At 70.7% G+C, this 21,009-nt stretch carries 18 protein-coding genes; 12 read left to right on the top strand and 6 right to left on the bottom strand.

Features of this window, described 5'->3' with window-relative positions:
* Positions 1–11: 11 nt before the first annotated feature.
* Together map and NV348_RS04690 are read left to right on the top strand one after the other, a co-directional pair.
* Entirely contained in the window at positions 12–875 is an 864-nt protein-coding gene (gene map / locus NV348_RS04695) for a type I methionyl aminopeptidase (protein WP_447145872.1), read from the top strand.
* 20 nt (positions 876–895) lie between these two features.
* The gene (locus tag NV348_RS04690) at positions 896–2,527 is read left to right on the top strand and encodes a cobyric acid synthase (protein WP_447150939.1); all 1,632 of its coding nucleotides are present in this window, start codon (positions 896–898) and stop codon (positions 2,525–2,527) included.
* A 4-nt stretch (positions 2,528–2,531) separates the two neighbouring features.
* Here the strand turns inward: NV348_RS04690 and NV348_RS04685 are convergent, their stop codons facing one another.
* On the bottom strand, positions 2,532–3,008 hold the full coding sequence (locus NV348_RS04685) for a hypothetical protein (protein ID WP_447145871.1): 477 nt from the start codon (positions 3,006–3,008) through the stop codon (positions 2,532–2,534).
* Between the two features lie 289 nt (positions 3,009–3,297).
* Here NV348_RS04685 and NV348_RS04680 point away from each other — a divergent pair, with 289 nt between their 5' ends.
* Positions 3,298–3,861: an alpha/beta hydrolase gene (locus tag NV348_RS04680; RefSeq protein WP_447145870.1), complete on the top strand. Its 564-nt coding sequence runs from the start codon at positions 3,298–3,300 to the stop codon at positions 3,859–3,861.
* Between the two features lie 42 nt (positions 3,862–3,903).
* Here the strand turns inward: NV348_RS04680 and NV348_RS04675 are convergent, their stop codons facing one another.
* Positions 3,904–4,947 carry an alpha/beta hydrolase gene (locus NV348_RS04675; RefSeq protein ID WP_447145869.1) on the bottom strand — a complete coding sequence of 348 codons (1,044 nt, stop codon included), beginning with the start codon at positions 4,945–4,947 and terminating at the stop codon, positions 3,904–3,906.
* Between the two features lie 230 nt (positions 4,948–5,177).
* Here NV348_RS04675 and mqo point away from each other — a divergent pair, with 230 nt between their 5' ends.
* From mqo to NV348_RS04640, 7 genes are all read left to right on the top strand, one after another.
* On the top strand, positions 5,178–6,707 hold the full coding sequence (gene mqo / locus NV348_RS04670) for a malate dehydrogenase (quinone) (protein ID WP_447145868.1): 1,530 nt from the start codon (positions 5,178–5,180) through the stop codon (positions 6,705–6,707).
* Positions 6,708–6,719: 12 nt separating this feature from the next.
* The gene (locus NV348_RS04665) at positions 6,720–7,169 is read left to right on the top strand and encodes a GNAT family N-acetyltransferase (protein ID WP_447145867.1); all 450 of its coding nucleotides are present in this window, start codon (positions 6,720–6,722) and stop codon (positions 7,167–7,169) included.
* Positions 7,170–7,272: 103 nt separating this feature from the next.
* Entirely contained in the window at positions 7,273–9,390 is a 2,118-nt protein-coding gene (locus tag NV348_RS04660) for a magnesium chelatase subunit D family protein (protein ID WP_447145866.1), read from the top strand.
* 135 nt (positions 9,391–9,525) lie between these two features.
* On the top strand, positions 9,526–10,140 hold the full coding sequence (gene cobO / locus NV348_RS04655) for a cob(I)yrinic acid a,c-diamide adenosyltransferase (protein WP_447145865.1): 615 nt from the start codon (positions 9,526–9,528) through the stop codon (positions 10,138–10,140).
* A 28-nt stretch (positions 10,141–10,168) separates the two neighbouring features.
* Positions 10,169–11,683: a cobyrinic acid a,c-diamide synthase CobB gene (locus NV348_RS04650; RefSeq protein ID WP_447145864.1), complete on the top strand. Its 1,515-nt coding sequence runs from the start codon at positions 10,169–10,171 to the stop codon at positions 11,681–11,683.
* Between the two features lie 43 nt (positions 11,684–11,726).
* On the top strand, positions 11,727–12,221 hold the full coding sequence (locus tag NV348_RS04645; protein ID WP_447145863.1) for a cobalamin biosynthesis protein: 495 nt from the start codon (positions 11,727–11,729) through the stop codon (positions 12,219–12,221).
* A gap of 393 nt (positions 12,222–12,614) precedes the next feature.
* Positions 12,615–14,213: a TROVE domain-containing protein gene (locus NV348_RS04640; protein ID WP_447145862.1), complete on the top strand. Its 1,599-nt coding sequence runs from the start codon at positions 12,615–12,617 to the stop codon at positions 14,211–14,213.
* A 66-nt stretch (positions 14,214–14,279) separates the two neighbouring features.
* Here NV348_RS04640 and NV348_RS04635 read toward each other — a convergent pair whose 3' ends face one another.
* Both NV348_RS04635 and NV348_RS04630 read right to left on the bottom strand, forming a co-directional pair.
* Positions 14,280–15,389 carry an Rv3169 family protein gene (locus NV348_RS04635; RefSeq protein ID WP_447145861.1) on the bottom strand — a complete coding sequence of 370 codons (1,110 nt, stop codon included), beginning with the start codon at positions 15,387–15,389 and terminating at the stop codon, positions 14,280–14,282.
* Between the two features lie 15 nt (positions 15,390–15,404).
* Positions 15,405–16,535: a phosphotransferase family protein gene (locus tag NV348_RS04630; RefSeq protein ID WP_447145860.1), complete on the bottom strand. Its 1,131-nt coding sequence runs from the start codon at positions 16,533–16,535 to the stop codon at positions 15,405–15,407.
* A gap of 190 nt (positions 16,536–16,725) precedes the next feature.
* Between NV348_RS04630 and NV348_RS04625 the strand changes: the two genes are divergently transcribed.
* Entirely contained in the window at positions 16,726–18,081 is a 1,356-nt protein-coding gene (locus NV348_RS04625; protein WP_447145859.1) for a DoxX family protein, read from the top strand.
* Between the two features lie 2 nt (positions 18,082–18,083).
* Here the strand turns inward: NV348_RS04625 and NV348_RS04620 are convergent, their stop codons facing one another.
* A complete protein-coding gene (locus NV348_RS04620; RefSeq protein WP_447145858.1) occupies positions 18,084–19,034 on the bottom strand; it encodes a poly(ethylene terephthalate) hydrolase family protein in 951 nt (316 codons plus the stop codon).
* 123 nt (positions 19,035–19,157) lie between these two features.
* The gene (locus tag NV348_RS04615) at positions 19,158–19,631 is read right to left on the bottom strand and encodes a nucleoside deaminase (RefSeq protein ID WP_447145857.1); all 474 of its coding nucleotides are present in this window, start codon (positions 19,629–19,631) and stop codon (positions 19,158–19,160) included.
* 133 nt (positions 19,632–19,764) lie between these two features.
* Here NV348_RS04615 and cobA point away from each other — a divergent pair, with 133 nt between their 5' ends.
* Positions 19,765–21,006 carry a uroporphyrinogen-III C-methyltransferase gene (cobA, locus tag NV348_RS04610; RefSeq protein WP_447145856.1) on the top strand — a complete coding sequence of 414 codons (1,242 nt, stop codon included), beginning with the start codon at positions 19,765–19,767 and terminating at the stop codon, positions 21,004–21,006.
* Positions 21,007–21,009 lie beyond the last annotated feature (3 nt).

The raw sequence follows: 21,009 nt of genomic DNA, 5'->3' as shown, positions 1-21,009 counted from the left end.
CACTCGCTGCTATGTCCGTGCGCACCCGTCAGCCACTCGTTCCCGGCACCCCATCGCCGATCCGGGACGTCCCGCGTTCCATCGAGCGTCCCGAGTACGTGTGGAAGAAGACCGCGAACGAGGGGCGCGAGCCCTGGGTGCAGACCGCCGAGACCATCGAGAAGATGCGGATCGCGGGCAAGATCGCCGCGCAGGCGCTGGAAGAAGCGGGCAAGGCGGTCGCGCCCGGCGTCACCACCGACGAGCTGGACCGGATCGCCCACGAGTACATGTGCGACCACGGTGCCTACCCGTCGACCCTCGGGTACAAGGGCTTCCCCAAGTCCTGCTGCACCTCGCTCAACGAGGTCATCTGCCACGGCATCCCCGACTCGACCGTGATCGAGGACGGTGACATCGTCAATATCGACGTCACCGCGTTCATCCACGGCGTGCACGGTGACACCAACAAGACCTTCCTCGCCGGTGACGTGGACGAGGAGGTGCGCCTGCTGGTCGAGCGCACCGAGGAGGCCACCAACCGGGCCATCAAGGCGGTCAAGCCGGGACGCGCGCTCAATGTGATCGGCCGCGTCATCGAGGCGTACGCCAACCGCTTCGGCTACGGCGTCGTGCGCGACTTCACCGGCCACGGCGTCGGCCCCACCTTCCACAGCGGCCTGGTCATCCTGCACTACGACCAGCCCGATATCGAGTCGGTCATCGAGCCCGGCATGACCTTCACCATCGAGCCGATGATCAACCTCGGCGGCATCGACTACGACATCTGGGACGACGGCTGGACCGTGGTCACCAAGGATCGCAAGTGGACCGCCCAGTTCGAGCACACCCTGGTCGTCACGGAGACGGGCGCGGAAATCCTCACGCTGCCGTGAGCTGGTCCGCCGGCGGGGAGTTGCGCGGCGCGCTGCTGATCGCGGGCACCACCTCCGACGCGGGGAAAAGCGTTGTGGTGGCGGGCATCTGCCGGATGCTCGCGCGCCGTGGCGTACGGGTGGCGCCGTTCAAGGCGCAGAACATGTCGAACAACTCCGTCGTCACCCTCGACGGCGGGGAGATCGGCCGGGCACAGGCTCTGCAGGCGCGGGCCTGTGGGCTGGAACCGAGCGTGCGGTTCAATCCTGTGCTGCTCAAGCCGGGCAGCGACCGGCGCTCGCAGCTGGTCGTTCGCGGCAAAGCCGTCGGGACCGTCGGCGCGCGTGACTATTTCACTCGCAGGCAGCAGCTGCGCGCGGTGGTCGCGGACGAACTCGCTTCCCTGCGTGCGGAATTCGATGTGGTGATCTGCGAAGGTGCCGGATCGCCCGCCGAGATCAACCTGCGGGCCACGGACCTGGCCAATATGGGCTTGGCGCGCGCCGCCGGGCTGCCCGTCCTCGTGGTCGGTGATATCGACCGCGGGGGAGTGCTGGCGCACCTGTTCGGCACCGTGGCGGTGCTGGAACCCGAAGACCAGCAACTCATTTCGGGCTTCCTCGTCAACAAGTTCCGTGGCGATGTCGCCCTGCTCCAGCCCGGCCTCGACCAGCTGACCGCCCTGACCGGTCGCCCCACCCTGGGCGTGCTGCCGTTCGCCGAAGACCTGTGGCTCGACGCCGAGGACTCCCTCGGCACGGTCGCGGGCACCCCGGTCGGGCGCCCTGGCCCACCCCACGGCGGCGAATGGCTCACCGTCGCCGCCGTCCGGCTGCCCCGCATCTCCAACTCCACCGATATCGAAGCCCTCGCCTGCGAACCCGGCGTCGCCGTGCGCTGGGCCGACGGGCCCGACCAGATCGCCACCGCCGACCTCGTCGTCGTGCCCGGCTCCAAGTCGACGGTGTCGGACCTGGAGTGGCTGCGCGCCAAGGGAATCGATGCGGCGCTGCGCGCTCGGGCCGCCGCGGGCCGTCCGATCCTCGGGATCTGCGGCGGCTACCAGATGCTGGGCCGCCGCATCGTCGACGGCGTCGAACACGTCGCGCCCGCAGGGGACCGGGGTGCCGTCGCCGCGTCGGCCGAACGTGAGCATCCGGGCGGCGGTCCCGGCTCCTCCACCGTCGATGCGCTCGCGGCGCGGGCCTGCGTGGTGGACGGGCTCGGGCTGCTCGATCTCGACATCGAATTCGCGGAGCCCAAGGTCGCGCGCCAGGTCGTCGGCGACGCGGGCGCGCTGCCGATTCACGGCTACGAGATCCACCACGGCCGCGTCCGCCACAGCGCCGACGCGCCCTGGCTGACCATCGACGGCGCACCCGAAGGCAGTGTGCGGGAATCGATCTGGGGGACCCATGTGCACGGCCTCCTCGAATCCGATGAGTTCCGCCGCGCGTGGCTGACCGAGGTCGCCCGGCACGCGGGTCGCACCGGCTTCCGCGTCGCCCCGGACACCTCCGTGGCCGCCACCCGCACCGCTCAGCTCGACCTTCTGGCCGACCTGATCGAACAGCACGTCGACCTGGCCGCCCTCGACGCCCTGATCAGCCGCGGCGCGTCCCGGGATCTACCGGTCGTCCACAGCGAACTCGGCCGCCCCACCGTCGACTGAACGCTCAGCTCTCGTCCGGGATGTTCGGCGTCGGAACGTCGGCTCCGGAAGGGGAATCCGCGGTCACGGTCGGTCGGGCGCGAGCCAGCGCGTAGGCGGCGATCCCGAAGACCAGGGCGGGTCCGCCGAGGACGAGAATGCCGATGAGCCAGGTGAAATCGGTGGCGGCGGCCCTGGCCGAGCGATAGGCGAAGCTGTCCACGCCGATATCGATGAGAACCATTCGGGCGCTGACTGTTTCGTCTGCTCGGACATCGAACAGACGGACCGTGGTGCCGTCCGCGACGTTCGTGCCGATGCCCGCCCGGCTGCGGCCGCCCATCAGTCCGCGGGAACTCTCGTCGACGTGGACCGTGACCTCCCGGCCGAACCCCAGGAGGTAGGCGGTGGCGTTGATCGGCTGGGTAACCCCGTACAGCGCGCCCGCGCCGAAGAAGATCGCGCCCACGGCGCACAACACACTCTGGATGATTCGCTTCACAAGCCCCCCCGTGAACGCCGCCCGACCGGTTCGGCGTCATCGTACGGGGTGCCGGGCACCTCCGGCCGGGTGAACTCCGCGCACCACGCTCGCTGCGCCGCGTGGCCCGGACCGCACGCACCGTCCGCTGTGCGGCCGCTCTCCTCACAGCCGGCGATGCCCCGCTGTGACAGGTCTGGCAATTCGGGCCCTCCGGATTGGGAAAGCCCAGGATACGGGCGAAAACAGACCGGCCGGGCGGAGCGCAACACGCTGCCGTGTTCAACCGGGCCGTGTACCGTACACCGGCATGAAATCTCGGCGGATCACGGTCGGTGACCGGGCCTGGACAGTGCGGGTCGACGGCCCACAATCGCGGCACAATGTGCTGTTGCTTCCCGATGCGGACGATCCGGCCGACGTGTTCGACACCGTGTGCGCGCGGCTGCACGAATCCGATCTGCAGACCGTCGTGCTGGAGTCCGTCGAGGGGCTCGAGCCCGCGGCGATCCACACGATTCTCGACGAGCTCGAGCTGCCGTACGTCAATGTGGCGGGGCGCGGTGCGGGCGCGGCGCTGGCCTGGCGGCTGTGCGCGGGCCGGTTCGGGCGGTTCATGAGCCTGGTCGTCGCCGATCACGGCCATCCGGCGGTGCCCGACGCCGAAGGCAACGCCCCTGACGCGGCCTGTCCGCCGCTGGAGCTGCCGGTCACCATGCTGGTCACCAAGAGCCTGCCGCGTGCCGTCGCCGACGCGTCCGGCCGCTATGTGTACGGCGAGTTCCGGGTGGTGCCGGTCGAGGTCGACAACATCGCCACCGAGGGCGCCCACGAGCTGGCCACCGAGATCGTCCTGCGCACCAGCCTCTGGTGAGCGCCGGTGCCGGGACCACGCGGTCCCGGCACGCCCGCCCGGCTAGTTCTCGCGGTAGGCCGCCAGCCAGTCCAGCCAGCTGTCGGTTTCGGCGAAAGCGTTGGCGCGCACCGCTTCCGAGGACAGGAACACGTCGTGGCGGGCGCCGTCGATCGGGACGATCGTGGTGCGCTCGCCCAGGCAGCCCGCCCAGCGCTGGATCTGCTTGACGTCGAGCACGGCATCGGCGACGTCGACGGCGGGACTGTGCTCGCGCGCGAACCTGGTCAGCCGCGAGCGCAGGATCAGCGCGGGCACCCCGATCGCGAGCCCCTGGTGCAGGCGGGCCTGGCCACGCCGGATGGCGCGCAGCCAGCCCAGCCGCACCGGCTCGCCGCTGAGCGGCTTCCAGTCCAGGTTGTAATCCCACTCACCCGCGCGGCTGTGGTGCAGGCTGTCGCCGTACGCGGTACTGACACCCATACCGGGTAGCTGCGCGAATGCCCGGACCTTGCCGACCGCGTTGATGATGGGCGTGCCGACGGTGCGGTAGTAGGCCGGACCCTGCAGGTCGAACCAGGGGCTGTTGAGCACCACGCCGACCACGCCTGCCTGCGCGCTGCCGCCCGCGGCCTCGAGCCGGTCCAGCCACAGCGGCACCACGAGACCGCCGGTCGAATGCGCGACGATCAGGACGTCGTTGCCGGTCTCCGCGCGCGCGATGCGCAGCGCCTCGTTCAGCTCGGCGTCGTAGAGCGCCAGGTCGCTGACGAAGTGCGCGCTCTGTCCCGCCCGCCGCGAACGGCCGCATTTACGCAGGTCGAGGGCATAGAAGCGGTGGCCGCGGGCCGCGAAGTGCTCGGCCAGATGCTCCTGGAAGAAGTAGTCGGTGAACCCGTGCAGGTAGAGCACGGTCGGCGCGGTGGCCGGTGCGGCGGCGTCGGGCAGATAGCGGACGAGGGTGGCCACCACCTCGCCCTCACCGTCGGGATCCGGGCCGAGCGGCAAGGTGCGCTGCTGGTAGTCGGTCCCGAGGACATCGGGTTGCCACAGCTCATCGGTCCGATCGGCGGTGCCGGCGGGATCGAGTGAGGTTTCGTTCGTCACACCGCTCAATCTATCGCGCGGTCAGCGCGACGTGCAGTGTTGGTTTAGATCACATTCCGGAGGTCGGTTGCGGTACTACGAACGGCTGAGGTGCACAATTGGCAACAGGTGAACGACGGGTAACCTACCCCCCGGCGATTCACCGCGAGTCGCACCAAACCCCAAAGCGCCCGCGCCCAAGCGAACTCACCCGGTGAGTAGCTGAGAAGGACAAGGAAGTCGAAGTACCCGTGTCGAACGCTGCGAAGACTGAAAAGACCGATGTAGTTCTCATCGGCGCAGGCATCATGAGTGCCACGCTGGGCGCGCTGCTGCGGCAGCTGCAGCCGGAGTGGACCATCTCGGTGTTCGAGCGGCTCGACGCCGCCGCCGCGGAGAGCAGCGACCCGTGGAACAACGCAGGCACCGGTCACTCGGCACTGTGCGAGCTCAACTACAGCCCGCAGAACGCCGACGGCTCGGTCGACATCGGCAAGGCCGTCGACATCAACGAGCGCTTCCAGGTCTCCCGGCAGTTCTGGGCCTCCGCCGTCGACACCGGCGTCCTCGACGACCCGTCCGGGTTCATCAACCCCATCCCGCACGTCAGCTTCGTGCACGGCGCCGACAACGTCGACTACCTGCGCAAGCGCTACGAGGCGCTGGCGCCGCACCCGCTGTTCCGCGGCATGGAGTACATCGACAGCCCCGACGAGTTCGCCGCGCGCCTGCCGCTGATGGCCAAGGGCCGTGACTTCGCCGACCCGATCGCGCTGAACTGGACCGACGGCGGCACCGACATCGACTTCGGCGCGCTCACCAAGCAGCTGCTGGCCTACCTCGGCTACTCCGGCGGCGAGATCGCCTTCGGCACCGAGGTCCGCAACCTCGACAAGCAGGCCGACGGCAGCTGGAACGTCACCGTCCGTAACCTGCGCACCTTCCGGAGCCGCACCGTCAACGCGAAGTTCGTCTTCGTCGGCGCCGGCGGCGGAGCGCTGCCGCTGCTGCAGAAGTCGGGCATCAAGGAGGCCAGGGGCTTCGGCGGCTTCCCGATCAGCGGCCAGTTCCTGCGCTCCACCAACCCCGAGCTGATCGCGGCGCACGAGGCCAAGGTCTACGGCAAGGCCGCCGTCGGCGCGCCGCCGATGTCGGTGCCGCACCTGGACACCCGCGTCATCAACGGCCGCAAGGGCCTGCTGTTCGGCCCCTACGCCGGCTGGACCCCGAAGTTCCTCAAGGACGGCTCCAACGCCGACCTGTTCAAGTCGATCAAGCCGAACAACATCGGTTCGCTCGTCGGCGTCGGCCTCACCGAGATGGGCCTGACCAAGTACCTGATCAGCGAGCTGCTCAAGTCGCAGAGCGGCAAGGTCGGCGTGCTCGAGGAGTTCCTGCCGCGCGCCGAGGGCCGCGACTGGGAGCTGATCACCGCCGGTCAGCGTGTGCAGGTCATCCGTAAGAAGGGCGCGGGCGGTGTGCTCGAGTTCGGCACCGCGGTCATCTCCGCCGAGGACGGCACCATCGCCGGTCTGCTCGGTGCCTCGCCGGGCGCCTCGACCTGTGTCACCGCGATGCTCGACGTCATGCAGCGCTGCTTCCCGCGCGAGTACGCCGACTGGACCCCGCAGCTGAAGCAGATGATCCCGTCGCTGGGCCAGAAGCTGTCGGAGAACCAGGCCCTGTTCCAGGAAGTCTGGGACTGGACCAACAAGTCGCTGAAGCTGGACGCCACCAGCACGCCCGCGCAGCCGGCGGCCCCGAGCTACGCGCAGGTGTGATTGCATGACGCGATGATGTCAACGGTCGCACTGAGACGGGCATGGGCGGCGGATCTGGACACCGCCACCCTGTACCAGCTGTTGAAACTTCGCGTCGACGTGTTCGTCGTCGAACAGGCCTGCGCCTATCCCGAACTGGACGGGCGTGACCTGCTGCCGGAGACCCGGCACCTGTGGCTCGACGACGAGGGCGAAGTCATCGCCACGCTGCGGCTGCTCGAGGAGCACGAGGACGGGGTGACCAGCTTCCGGCTGGGCCGCCTGTGCACGGCCGTGCCCGCGCGCGGGCACGGCTACACCACCCGGTTGCTGCAGGCGGCGCTCGCCGAGACCGGTTCGGCCACCGTGCGCCTGAACGCGCAGTCGTACCTGGTCGACATGTACGCCAAATACGGATTCGTGCCCGATGGCGACGAATTCCTCGACGACGGCATCCCGCACATCCCGATGCGTCGGGGCTGAGAAGTCCACCCGCGAGGTCCCCGGCACCGTGCCGGGGACCTCGCGGCGTTTCGGCGCGCAGGCCCGCGTCCGGGGGTGATCATGGCGCGAATACAGTGGGGGTGTGCCTGGTTTTGCTGATGTCGCCGCTGGTCCGCACACCGCTGCTCGCTCGGCGGGTGAGGCGGGCTTTCCGTTCTCGGCGGTGGTCGGCCAGGAGCGCCTGCAGCTGGCGTTGATCTTGTCGGCGGTGCACCCCGGGATCGGTGGCGTGCTGGTGCGCGGCGAGAAGGGCACCGCGAAGTCGACGGTGGTGCGCGCGCTCGCCGAGTTGCTGCCGCCGGTCGTCGACGAGAGCGGCGCGCGGCCTGCCCGGCTGGTCGAACTGCCGGTCGGTGCCACCGAGGACCGCGTCGTCGGCTCCATCGACCTCGAACGCGTCCTGCGCGACGGCGAGCAGGCGTTCCGGCCCGGTCTGCTGGCCGCGGCCCATCACGGCGTGCTCTACGTCGACGAGGTGAATCTGCTGCACGACCACCTGGTCGACGTGCTGCTCGACGCCGCGGCCATGGGCCGGGTCCACGTCGAGCGCGACGGCGTCTCGCATTCGCACCCGGCGCGATTCGTGCTGGTCGGCACCATGAACCCCGAAGAGGGCGAGCTGCGGCCCCAGCTGCTGGACCGGTTCGGCCTCACCGTCGACGTGGCCGCCTCCCGTGAGGTGGACACCCGCATGGCGGTGGTGCGCAGGCGCCTGGACTACGAGGCCGATCCGGCCGGTTTCGCGGCGCGCTACGCCGACGCCGATGCCGTTGTCGCCGAACGGATTCTGGCCGCGCGCGACCGGCTGCCCGGCGTGGTACTCGACAATGCCGAACTGCGGCGGATCGCGGCGCTGTGCGCGGCCTTCGACGTCGACGGGATGCGCGCCGATCTGGTCGTCGCCCGGACCGCGACCGCGCACGCCGCGTGGCGGGGACGGGACCGGGTCACCGAGGACGATGTGCGGATCGCGGCCGAGCTGGCCCTGCCGCACCGGCGCAGGCGCGACCCGTTCGACGAGCCGGGGATCAGCGAGGAGCAGCTGGACGAGGCGATGCGGTCGGCCGCCGACGAGGTCGACAAGGCCTCGGCCACCGAGGAATCCGCCGCCGATCAGCCCGGCCGCGAGACACCCGGCGATGATCGGGACGGCGAGGCGGGACCGCGCGCGGTCGACGACCGTGACGACCGGGGTGCTACCGACGAGGGGCCGCAGGGACCCGAGGACGAGGGCCCGGTCGATCGGGGTCCCGACGACGGCGGGCCCGACGATCAGGGCCCCGATGACGGGGGTCCCGATGGCGGGGGTCCCGGCGACACCCCGGGCGGTGGACCCCACGGCGGCGGATCCCGACCCGCGCCCGACGGCGTCTCTGGCACACCGGGTGCCGTCTCGAAGCCCGCACCACGCTGGGAGGTCCCCGGCATCGGTGCGGGCGCGCCGGGCCGCCGGTCCCGCGCCCAGACCCGCACCGGTCGCATGGTGCGCCCCAGCACCGACACCTCGACCGGGCTGCACCTGCTCGGCACCGTCTTCGCCGCCGCCCCACGGCAATTCGAGCGCGGCCGGTTCAGTGGCCCGCTGGCGCTGGCCGCCGAGGATCTGCGTGGCGCGTATCGCGAAGGGCGCGAAGGGAACCTGGTCGTGTTCGTCGTCGACGCCTCCGGGTCGATGGCCGCGCGCGACCGGCTCACCGCCGTCACCGGCGCCATCGTCACCCTGCTGCGCGACGCCTACCAGCGCCGGGACAAGGTGGCCGTGATCAGCGTGCGCGGCAGCGAGGCCGAACTGGTGCTTCCGCCGACCTCCTCGGTCGACATCGCCGTGCGCCGTCTGGCCGGTCTGCGCACCGGCGGCAAGACCCCGCTCGCGGCGGGCCTGCTGAAGGCGCGCGAGGTCATCGCCCGCGAGCACGTCCGCGACCCGCGCCGCCGCCCGATGCTGGTGCTGCTCACCGACGGCCGCGCCACCGGTGGCGTCGATCCGCTGCCCCGCGCCCGCGCCGCCGCCCGCCTGCTGGCGGGGCAGGGGCACACCGCGATGGTCATCGACTGCGAGCGCGGCATGATCCGCCTCGGCCTCGCCGCCGAGCTGGCCCGTGACCTGCGCGCCCGCTACCTGCGCCTGCATGAACTCACCGGCGGCACCATCGCCGACGTCGTGCGCGACACCGGCCGCACGGCCACCCGCGCCGCGTAGGTCGTTCGCACCGGCGGCCGCACCGTGCCGCCCTGATAGAAATGGTCAGCGACCAGCGCCGGGGCCCGCGTGAGCGGCCGCCCGTCGCCTCGGCCGTGAGTACGCGCGTCAGCGCACCGACGAGAAGGAGTCTTCGTGCCCAAGGGTGTTCCGGAGGTCGTGCCGGAGGACGGCCTGACGACGCGACAGCGCCGCAACCAGCCGGTGCTGGCCGTACACACGGGTCCGGGCAAGGGCAAGTCCACCGCCGCCTTCGGGATGGCGTTGCGGGCCTGGAACCAGGGCTTCGACGTGGCCGTGTTCCAGTTCGTGAAGAGCGCCAAGTGGAAGGTCGGCGAGGAGGCCGCGTTCCGCACGCTCGGCCAGGTGCACGAGCAGACCGGCGCCGGTGGCGCGGTCGAGTGGCACAAGATGGGCGAGGGCTGGTCGTGGACCCGCAAGCACGGCACCGAGGAGGACCACGCCGCCGCCGCGCTGTCGGGCTGGCAGGAGATCTCGCGACGGCTCGCCGCCGAACAGCACCGCTTCTACGTGCTCGACGAGTTCACCTACCCGTTGAAGTGGGGGTGGGTCGATGTCGACGAGGTCGTCGAGACACTGACCCACCGCCCCGGTAACCAGCATGTCGTGATCACCGGCCGCGACGCACCGCAGGCCCTGATCGACGCCGCCGACCTGGTCACCGAGATGACCAAGGTGAAGCATCCGATGGACGCGGGCCGCAAGGGCCAGCGCGGTATCGAATGGTGACCGTCACCGTGACGGACGGAGGCCGACGGTGAGTGCACCGGCGGTCGTGATCGCCGCCCCCGCGTCGGGCAGTGGCAAGACGACGCTGGCCACCGGGCTCATCGGCGCGCTGCGCCGGGCGGGTCATCGGGTGGCGCCGTTCAAGGTCGGCCCCGACTACATCGACCCCGGCTATCACGGACTCGCGGCCGGGCGGCCCGGCCGCAATCTGGATCCCGTTCTGGTGGGCGAGGATCGGGTGGTGCCGCTGTACCGGCACGGCGCGCGGGGCTGCGATATCGCCGTCGTCGAAGGCGTGATGGGCCTGTTCGACGGGCGGATCGACGAGAACCGGACCGAGGCGGTCGCCGAAGGCTCCACCGCGCAGGTCGCGAGCCTGCTCGGCGCGCCCGTGGTGCTGGTCGTCGACGCGCGCGGGCACTCCCAGAGCCTGGCCGCGCTGCTGCACGGCTTCGCCACCTTCGACTCCACGGTCCGCCTGGGCGGGGTGATCCTCAACCGGGTCGGCAGCGAGCGCCACGAGCAGGTGCTGCGGGCGGCGTGCGACCGCGTCGGTATCCCGGTCCTGGGCGCCCTGCCCCGCATGACCGAATTGGAAGTTCCCTCACGGCATCTGGGCCTCATTCCGGCCGTCGAGCACGGCACCGCCGCCACCGCCGCGGTCGACGCGATGACCGAACTCGTCGCGGCCCATATCGACCTGAAGGCGATCGTCGACCTCGCGGGTGGATCGGTCCAGGGCCCGGCGTGGGACCCCGCGAGGGAACTGGCGGCGGGTGGCGAAGCGCGGACGGGACCGGCCGCCGCAGCCGACGGCACCGCAAGTGCCGCGGGACGCCCGGTCGTGGACGACGCCGCGGTGACGAAGCGGCAGGGCGCATCGGCTGAAGCCGTGGGCGCGGGCGTCCGGAAGTCGGAGCTCGGCGCCACCGGCAGCGGTCCGCTGATCGCGATGGCGGGGGGACCGGCGTTCACCTTCGGATACGCCGAACACCGCGAGCTTCTGATCGCGGCAGGCGCCCAGGTGGTCGTCTTCGATCCGCTGACGGACGAACTGCCCGACGGCACAGCGGGATTGGTGCTGCCCGGTGGCTTCCCCGAGGAACACGCGGGCGCACTGTCGGCCAACGAGAAACTGCGCACCGCCGTCGCCGCCGTCGCTGCCCATGACCTGCCGATCCACGCCGAATGCGCGGGCCTGCTCTACCTCACCCGCTCCCTCGACGGCCACCCGATGGCGGGCGTCATCGACGCCGACGCCGAATTCGGCCCCCGCTTGACCCTCGGCTACCGCGACGCCGTCGCCCTGCACGACTCCACCCTCTGGCGGGCCGGTACCCGCGTCCGCGGCCACGAATTCCACCGCACCCGCCTCACCCGGGTGGGCCCCGAGAACGCCGCCTGGGGCTGGCGCACCACCTCCTCGGTCACCGAAGGCGCGGTGATCCGCCAGGTCCACGCCTCCTACCTGCACACCCACCCGGCCGGAAACCCCGACGCCATCACCCGATTCGTCGCTGCCGCACGTCGATTCGCTCGATGACGGCGAGGGGATGGACACCGGCGGTCCCGATGACGGTCGTGCCGTGGGCGCGACCAGGGACGCCTCGATGACACCGTCCGCGCTCCCGATACCGAGCGGTGACGAGCGGGATCACCCGACACCCGGCTGGGACGCCGACGCGAGTATCGAGCCGACAGCGGGAAGGCCCGCGGTGGTCGTCGGTCTCGGCGCCCGTCCGGGGACCGATGCGGAGAAGATCACTCGCGCGGTCGAATCGGTCGTCGATGACATCGCCACCGTGACCTGCCTGGCCACGATCGACCGCCGTGCGGCCGACCCCGGGATCGGTGCCGCCGCGGCGGCGCTCGGTGTCCCCGTGGTCGCGTTCAGCGCGGAGCGGTTGGCCGAGGTCGACACGCCGCATCGATCACCCCGGGCGGCGCGGGCGGTGGGCACACCCTCCGTCGCGGAGGCGGCGGCGCTGCTCGCGGGACGTGGTGAACTCTTGTGTGGGCGAACGGTTGTCGACGGTGTGGTGATCGCCGTCGCGACGGTGGTGGCGAGCGAGCCGGATTAATTCGCTGGGCAAGATCACGTCCGCCCAGTACCGTGTTCCTCAGCAGCCGCATGGCGGACCGGATCTGATCGGTTACCAATTCAGATGGGGATGTCGCAGGTTCGAATCCTGCCCACCACCGCAAGGTGGTGGTAGCTCAGTTCGGTAGAGCGCCTTCCGGTCGGGACACACACGCCCGCCACGCGGCTGTGGTGCGCAGGAGCAGGACGGACCGGATTCGGTCGGTTATCTGGTGAGGACTCATGGGTCCAGCAGGTTCGAGCCCTGCGGCGGAAAGCGATTTCCGTTTCCCGGCCGAGACACCCATGTCCGTCCGCTCCGCGCATCGTCACACGCCCCGGTGGGTCCCGGGGCCGAATCCGCAACGCCGGTCTCTGTATCGGAGGGGGAACAATGAATATTCTGTCGCGCTTCTCGCGTCGCAGCACGCCGCAGTCCAGTCCTGCCGATGCCCGGCAGGTCGTCAACGCCGCGGGCGGGTACGTCTTCGAGATCACCCCGCAGGCCCGCGTGCGCCGATTCCTCACCCTAGGCACGGAATCCGGCACGTACTACGTCAGCGCCGCCGCGCTGACCGCCGACAATGCCGAGTTCATCGCCGAATACGCCGCCGAGCACACCGCCGACCTGGTGCGTGAGATCGTCGAGATCTCCACCGCTGGACGCGCGCCGCGGCCGAACCCCGCGCTGTTCGCGCTGGCGGCCGCCGCCTCGCTCGGTGACCTCGACGGCCGCCGGGCCGCGCTCGCCGCGCTGCCGCTGGTCGCGCGCACCGGTACCCACCTGTTCCTGTTCGCCGGCTACGCCGAGCAGTTCCGCGGCTGGGGTCGCGGCCTGTCTCGCGCGGTTGCGAACTGGTACCTGGACAAGCCGGTCGGTGACCTGGCCTTCCAGGTCGTCAAGTACCGGCAGCGTGAAGGCTGGTCGCACCGCGATCTGCTGCGCCTGTCGCACCCGGCGACCACCGAGGACGAGCGGCGCAGGCTGTTCGACTGGATCTGTGGCCGCACCCCGGGACTCGACGGTCTGGCCCTGGTCGACGGTTTCCAGCGCGCGCAGTCCGCACCGGTCGAGCGGGTGCCCGAGCTGGTCCGCGAGTACCGGCTGAGCTGGGAGATGCTGCCCGACGCCGCGCTGAACACGCCTCAGGTGTGGGAGGCGTTGCTGGACAACGGCATCCCGCAGACGGCGCTGCTGCGTCAGCTGCCGCGCCTGACCCGCCTCGGCCTGCTGGATCCGCTCGGTCCGCGCACCGCGGCGATCTGCGCGCAGCTCGGCGACCCCGAGCGGCTGCGCAAGGCCCGTGTGCACCCGGTCTCGGTGCTGATCGCGCTGCGCACCTACGCGACGGGGCGTTCGGCGCGCGGCGCCGGTACCTGGACGCCGTCGGCGCCGGTGGTGGACGCGCTGGACGCGGCGTTCTACGCGGCGTTCGAGACGGTGCGCCCGACCGGCCTGCGGCACCTGCTGGCGCTGGATGTATCCGGGTCGATGATGTCGCCGATCGCCGGGCTACCGCTCTCGGCGCGCGAGGCCTCGGCCGCGCTCGCCCTGGTCACGGCCCGCACCGAGGAGCGGCACCAGATCGTCGGGTTCACCGCGGCGGGCACTCGCTGGCAGGGGGCACCCGACCTGTCTTCGCTGGCGATCTCACCGCGGCAGCGCCTCGACGACGCCGTGCGCGCGGTATCGGGCCTGCCCTTCGGCGGGACCGACTGCTCGCTGCCCATCCTGCACGCGCTGGACCAGGGCATCGAGGTGGATGTGTTCTCGATCTACACCGACAACGAGACCTGGGCGGGCTCGGTGCACCCGCACCAGGCGCTGGCCCGGTACCGCCGTGAGGTGAACCCGCGGGCCAAGCTCGTGGTGGTCGGGATGACCGCGACGAAGTTCAGCATCGCCGATCCCGATGACGCGGGCATGCTCGACGTCGTCGGCTTCGACGCCGCCGTGCCGTCGCTGCTGGCCGACTTCGCCACCGCCGCATAGGAAATCGGAGCCGCCGCGACCTCGTTGTCGCGGCGGCGCCTTTCCTCTCGCGCGCAGGCCGGGTCGTCAGGGTGCGACCGAGGACCAATCCGCGAAACCGGTGGGGTCGTGGCGGCCCATCGAGGCGTGCTCGAACAGGCCCCAGCCCTCGGCGTCGCCGCAGCGGGCGTAGCCGATGTGGTCGATCACGCCGTAGGGGGTGCGGGCGATGATCGCGGGGTCGGTGAGGTCGTAGGAGCTCGACAGCGACCAGTCCCGGCCCATCCAGCGGCCGTGGGTCCAGTCGGGGTCGGGACCGTAGCCGCAGCCGACGTGCAGGGCGATGCCGGGGCGGGACTCGATCTCGACCTCCAGCGGCTTGCCGTCGGGGGTGGTCATGTCCAGGCGCACCGACTTCGGGTGCCGGGTGCCCGGCTCGTAGGTCCAGTGCATCCGCGGCCAGCCCAGCTGTTCCTTGCGGCCGTCGTGCCAGATCCGGACCGCGTTGTTGAGGGTGCGGGTGCCGTCGGGGTCTTCCTGCACGATCACCACGATGGCGAAATCGTCGAAGCGCAGCGGCGCGTACAGCCACCAGAACCCGCCCGCGCCCTCGGACGCGGCGCGCCCGGGCGGCTCCGGCTCGCCCGAGGGGCGGATGCCCCAGGAGCGGTCGCGGCTGCCGGTCCACGCCGCCGGGTCGACGGTGATGTCGCGCCCATCGACGGCGAGCGTGCCCTCCCAGGAACCGAGCTGGGCGAACCGGGAGGCCTCGATGATCGGCCGGGTGCCCGACAGGATCAGGTGCGGCTGTTCCTGCACGGCCGGGTGCGCGCCGGTCCAGGTGAGGTCGAAGCCGAGGTCCTCGTGGTCGCACACCACTCGCAGCTTCCGCAGCGGCTCGATCACCTCGATCCGGTAACCGCCCACCGCCGTGGTCAGATCGCGCGAGGTGAGTGCGTCGGAGAAGCGCACGCTGCGCTGGGTGTCACCGTGGCGCACCGTCGCGAACGCGTCGACCACGCCCAGGTTCGGGTAGACGCCGAACCCGGTGATCAGCATCGCGTCACCGGCGGGGTCGAAGGCGTTGAAGTAGTAGCGGTCGTAGAAGTTGCGGTCGCTGGTGGCCACCCTGGCCAGCGACAGCGGGGTCTGGTGGACGGGGTATTCGTCCAGGGGGACGGGCATGATCGCGTTCATCGTCGTTTTCTCCTGTCAGTCCCACTCGTAGGTGCCGTCGAGCAGCGCTTCGAGGCTGACCCGGTGCATCACGTAGTCGTCGAGTTCGGCGGGCACGGTGTCCTCACCGAAGTGGATCATCCGCCGCTTGATCCTGGCCATCACGATCGCGTGCCGCAGCGCCGCGTAGATGATGTAGAAGTCCAGATCCTGGACCGTATGCCCGGTCAGCTCTTCGTATTTCGCGACCACCGCGTCCTTGCGCAGGAAATCGGGCAGGCCGGGCTGATCGAAGCGGGTGGCGATGTCCTGGAAGAAGCGGTGGATGAAGATCACCCAGCCCAGGTCGAGTTCGCGCGGGCCGAAGGTGGCCATCTCCCAGTCCAGCACCGCGGCGGGGGTGAACCCGTCGAACAGGATGTTGCCGGGGCGGGCGTCGCCCCAGTTCAGCACGTCGGGGCCGGTCTCGGCGGGCCAGTGGGCCTCGAGCCAGTCGAAAGTCCGCTCGATCAGCGGGATCTCGACGCCGTCGTCGGTCAGCGCCCACCGGTACCAGGCGCGCTGGGCCTCGAAGTGCCTGCGCAGCGCCGACCCCTCGCCGTCGAGGCGCGGAAACCGGCGTTCGATGTCGTCGATCGCGTGGACGCGGGCGATCACGTCGACGGTCGCGTCGGCGATCTGTTCGCGCTCGGCCACGGTCGCGTCGAACAGCCAGCCGAAGAACACGTACGGCGGGTTGTCCGCGGGTGCCTGCCCGTCGACCTTCTCCATCACCAGGAACGGCGACCCGAACACCGATTCGTCGAGTTCGAGCCAGCGCAGCGCGGGTACAGCGACATCGGAGGCCGCGCCGACGCCCGCCATCACCTCGTACTGCATCGGCAGGTCGTAGGAATCGAAGACCGGGAAGGAGCCGTCCTCGGGTGCCATCCGCAGCACGAAGGATCCGCTCTCGACGGCACCGTCGACCGACCATTCGGCGTCGAACAGGATGGTGGTGCTCGACATGCCACCGGTGGACGGCTTGCTCGGATTGCCGACCTTCGGCGGTGCGTCGGCGCCGACCTTGCCGGCCAGCCACTGCGACAACTGCTCGGCGAGTTCGTCGAGATCGCGCTCGCTGACCGTGAGCGACTGTTGCGCGGTGGGATCCGGATCGTCGGACATAGAGAAGTACCCCTGTCGGTGAAATGGAACACGTTCGATACCGGCGTACCGGACGGCCGACGGGAATGTAAGCCGTCAGTCGGTGAGTGAGATTCAGGGTTGACACGGTAAAGATGGGGGTTTTCCCGGACGCGCTCGTTCGCGACACCGATTAGCTTCGGTAGCAAACGAACTCGACGAGGAGGCACCGGTGACGGCCGTGACCACGGAGCGCATAGACGACGAGATCGCGAGCCCGCCGCCACCCCCGCCGACCTGGCATCCGGTGACGCGGCTCGCCTTCCGGTTCACCGTCGCCTACCTCGGCCTGTTCTGTCTGTGGATGGCGCAGATCAGCTTCGTCTTCCTCGGGGTGTTCGCGCTGCGACTGCCCGAGGACGCCATCGCCTGGCAGATGCTCTCGCTCGCCCCGGTGAGCCGCTGGATCGGCGAGCACGTGTTCGGGGTCGAGGCGGAGCTGGCCATGAACGGCAGCGGTGACCAGGCCGCGATCTGGATCCAGTGCGGGCTGGTTCTGGTGGCCGCGATCCTGATCACCGTGGTCTGGTCGGTGCTCGACCGGCGCAGGCGCGCCTATCCCCGGATGGCGAGCTGGTTCCTCACCCTGCTGCGGCTGTGTGTCGGCGGGCAGATGTTGTTCTACGGGTTCGCCAAGCTCATCCCGACCCAGATGCCCGAGCCCGCGCTCACCACCTTGCTCACCCGCGTCGGTGACCTGAGCCCGATGTCGATGCTGTGGACCCAGGTCGGCTCGTCGCCGGCCTACGAGATATCGCTGGGCGTGGCCGAGGTGCTCGCCGGGCTGCTGCTGTTCTGGCCGCGCACCGCCACTCTCGGTGCGATGCTCGGCGTGATCAGCATGGCGCAGGTGTTCCTGCTGAACCTGACCTTCGACGTGCCGGTGAAGATGCTGTCCGGGCATCTGCTGCTGATGAGCCTGGTGCTGCTCGCGCCGCAGGCCCAGCGCCTGGCGAATGTGCTGGTGCTGGAACGGGACTCGGGACCACTCGTGCAGCCGCCGCTGTTCGACTCGGCGCGGGCGAACCGGTGGGCGACCGTCGTCCAGGTCGTGGCGTGTCTGTGGGTGGTGGTCGGCTGCGTGTATGCCGGCGGGCGGTCCTGGGACGAATACGGCGGCGGTGCGCCGAAACCCGAGCTGTACGGGATCTGGGATGTCACCGAGTTCACCGCCGAGTCGACCCCGGTGCCGCCGCTGACCACCGATCCGGTGCGCTGGCAGCGCCTGATCGTCGATACCGGCTCGGCCGGATATCAGCGGATGGACGACTCGATCGTGCCGGCGGTCGCCACCTTCGACGCCGAGGCGCACACGATGGCCCTCACCGCCGCGCCGTCGGCCCCGGGCGAGACGCCCTCGGCGGTCACCACATTCACCGTCGACCGGCCCGCCGACGACCGGCTGACGCTGCGCGGCGAGCTGGACGGCAAGCCGGTGACGGTCACCCTCGTCCGGCTGGATCTCGCCAGCTTCCCGTTGCGCGGCACGGACTTCCGCTGGGTACAGAACAATCCGTATGTCGGCTGAGCTCAGCCGGTGAACGTGCTGGCCTGATTGCGCCAGTGCGGCGACGGGGCGAACAACGCGCCGGACCCGGTGACGAAGGCCGCCGCGGCGCGGGCGTCGCCGCGCAACCGCGCGGCCAGCCAGGCCGTCGGGTAGCCGAGGAAGCCGTATACGCCGGTGCCGCAGGCGAGCTGGTTGTCCGCGCACGCGGGATCGCCCTGGATGTCGTTGTGGTCGGCGCCCTCGAGCGTCGCCCACACCTTCGGCACGGTGAGCGCGTCGTAGTACGCGCGATGGGACTGGACGCCGACGACCTCGACCGGCAGCGACTGCTCCGACGGCGAGATCAGGGTGTCGGCCGATCCGTTGATCAAGAACACCGAGCCGGTATCGATCGCGGCCGGATCGGTGCAGCTGAGGGCGTCCGAGCACAGACCGGTGCGGGGCAGTTCGACGGTGATCGCGGTACGGATCGCCCCGCCGGCGCGCCGCATCGCGTTGAGCGCACCGGAGGCGCCCTGCGAATGACCGACCACGCCCACCGCCGTGGTGTCGAGATGCCCGGCGAAAACACTGGTGGGATCGGCGGATTCGGCGATCAGGCGGTCGAGCGAGGAGAGGATGTCGATGCCGGAACCGGTGTACTGGTTCTGCGTCGCGATCACCACGAATCCCCACGAGGCGAAGTGCCGCAGCAGGTGCCGGTACTGGGTGGGCACCGCCTGCGTGCCGTCACCGAACAGCACGATCGGATGGCCGGTGCCGAGCTCGCTCGGATACCACAGGTCGAACGCGGCACCGGTGGTGTCACAACACAGTTCGCCGATCCGCTCGGTCACGGCGAACGGGCCCGGCGCCGCGTAGTCCGCTTCGATACCGGCCGCCGGCTCGTAGGGCGGCGCGGCGACGGCGGGCCCCGGCCCGGCCAGCAGGAGGGCGGCGACGACCAGGACGACTCGGGACCAGGCAGGCATGGTCGGGAGTGTACGGGGGTACCGGATCAGGCCGGGGTGATGGAGTCCAGGCGCCCGCGCAGGAAGCCGGCCGCGGCACCGCCGGTGCGCCGGCGGCCGGATCGACCGAGATGATGCCGCCGCTCATGTCGGTGGCTCCTGCGTCGGTGCGCCGGTGCCGCCGATGTCCTCGAACCACAGGTCGGGGCGATCGGCGATGAAGTCGGTCATCAGGGATACGCAGCGCGGGTCGTCGAGCACCAGCACCCGCACGCCGTGTTCGGCGAGCCAGTCGTGGCCGCCGTGGAAGGTGCGCGCCTCACCGATGATCACGGTGCCGATGCCGAACTGCCGGACCAGTCCGCTGCAGTACCAGCACGGCGACAGGGTGGTCACCATGATCGTCGAGCGGTAGTCGCGACGGCGGCCCGCGGCGCGGAAGGCGTCGGTCTCGGCGTGCGCGCTCGGGTCGTCGTGCTGCACCCGGCGATTGCGGCCGCGCCCGAGCAGCGTGCCGTCGGCGTCGAACAGGGCCGCGCCGATGGGAACACCGCCCTCGGCCAGCCCGCGCAGGGCTTCGTCGTAGGCCACGTCGAGAAGTGCGTCCGGCTGGGTCATGGACTCCACTGTCGTGCCACGGGGTCCGGACGGCAACGCGGGCGCGCCGACGGCGGCGACCGCGGAGCATCGCGGCGGCGGTGTCGGCGGGCCCGTTCGGCGGGCGGCGAGCCAGGAACTAGGCTGGGACATTGTGCCGAACACGTCTGACACCGCATCGACCCCGCCCGCAGGCGACCCGAACTACCTGGTCGGGCTCGATCTGCGCGGACGCAGAGTAGTCGTGGTCGGCGGCGGCACCGTCGCCCAGCGCAGACTCGGCCTGCTGGTGGCCGCCGGCGCCGACGTCCACGTGGTCAGCAAGGCCGTCACCCCGGCCGTCGAGGGCATGGCGACCGCCGGTCAGCTCACCGTCGAGCTGCGCGCCTACGCCGACGGCGATCTCGACGGCGCCTGGTACGCGATGGCCTGCACCGACGAACCCGAGACCAATGCCGCCGTGGTCGCCGAGGCGACCGCGAAGCGGATCTTCTGCGTGCGCGCCGATATCGCCCGCGACGGCACCGCCGTCACCCCCGCGACCGCCCGCTACGACGGGCTGACCCTCGGCGTGCTGGCCGGTGGCGCGCACCGGCGCTCGGCCGCCGTGCGCAACGGGCTGCTCGAGGCGCTGCAATCCGGTGTGGTGACCGATGATTCGGAGCCGGTGACCCCGGGCGTCGCCCTGGTCGGCGGCGGTCCGGGCGACCCCGACCTGATCACCGTGCGCGGCCGCAGGCTGCTCGCCCGCGCCGACCTGGTCGTCGCCGATCGGCTCGCGCCGCCGGAGCTGCTGGCCGAGTTGGGCCCGCACGTCGAGGTGATCGACGCGGCGAAGATCCCGTACGGCCGCTCGATGGCGCAGGAGGCGATCAACCTCGCGCTGGTCGAGGGCGCCAAGGCGGGCAAATTCGTGGTCCGGCTCAAGGGTGGCGATCCGTACGTGTTCGGCCGCGGGTACGAGGAACTCGAAGCCTGCGCCGAGGCGGGCATCCCGGTGACGGTGGTGCCAGGCATCACCAGCCCGATCTCGGTGCCCGGCGCCGCGGGCATCCCGGTGACCCATCGCGGCGTGACCCACGAGTTCGTCGTGGTCAGCGGGCACGTCGCCCCCGATCACCCCGACTCGCTGGTCGACTGGGCGGCGCTGGCCAAGCTGCGCGGCACCCTGGTGCTGATGATGGCGGTGGAACGGATCGACAAGTTCGCCGCCGCGCTGCTGGCCGGTGGCCGTCCGGCCGAGACACCGGCCGCAGTCATCCAGGAGGGCACCCTGCGCACCCAGCGCGTGGTCCGCGCCGATCTGGGCACGGTCGCCGAGAAGGTCAAGTCCGAGGGCATCCGGCCGCCGGCGATCATCGTCATCGGCCCCACGGCCGGTTTCGGGCTGGACTAGCTT

The sequence above is a fragment of the Nocardia fodinahabitans genome, from assembly GCF_052983615.1.
The sequence above is the reverse complement of the archived record's forward strand: the minus strand, read 5'-3'. Positions and strand labels throughout refer to the sequence as shown.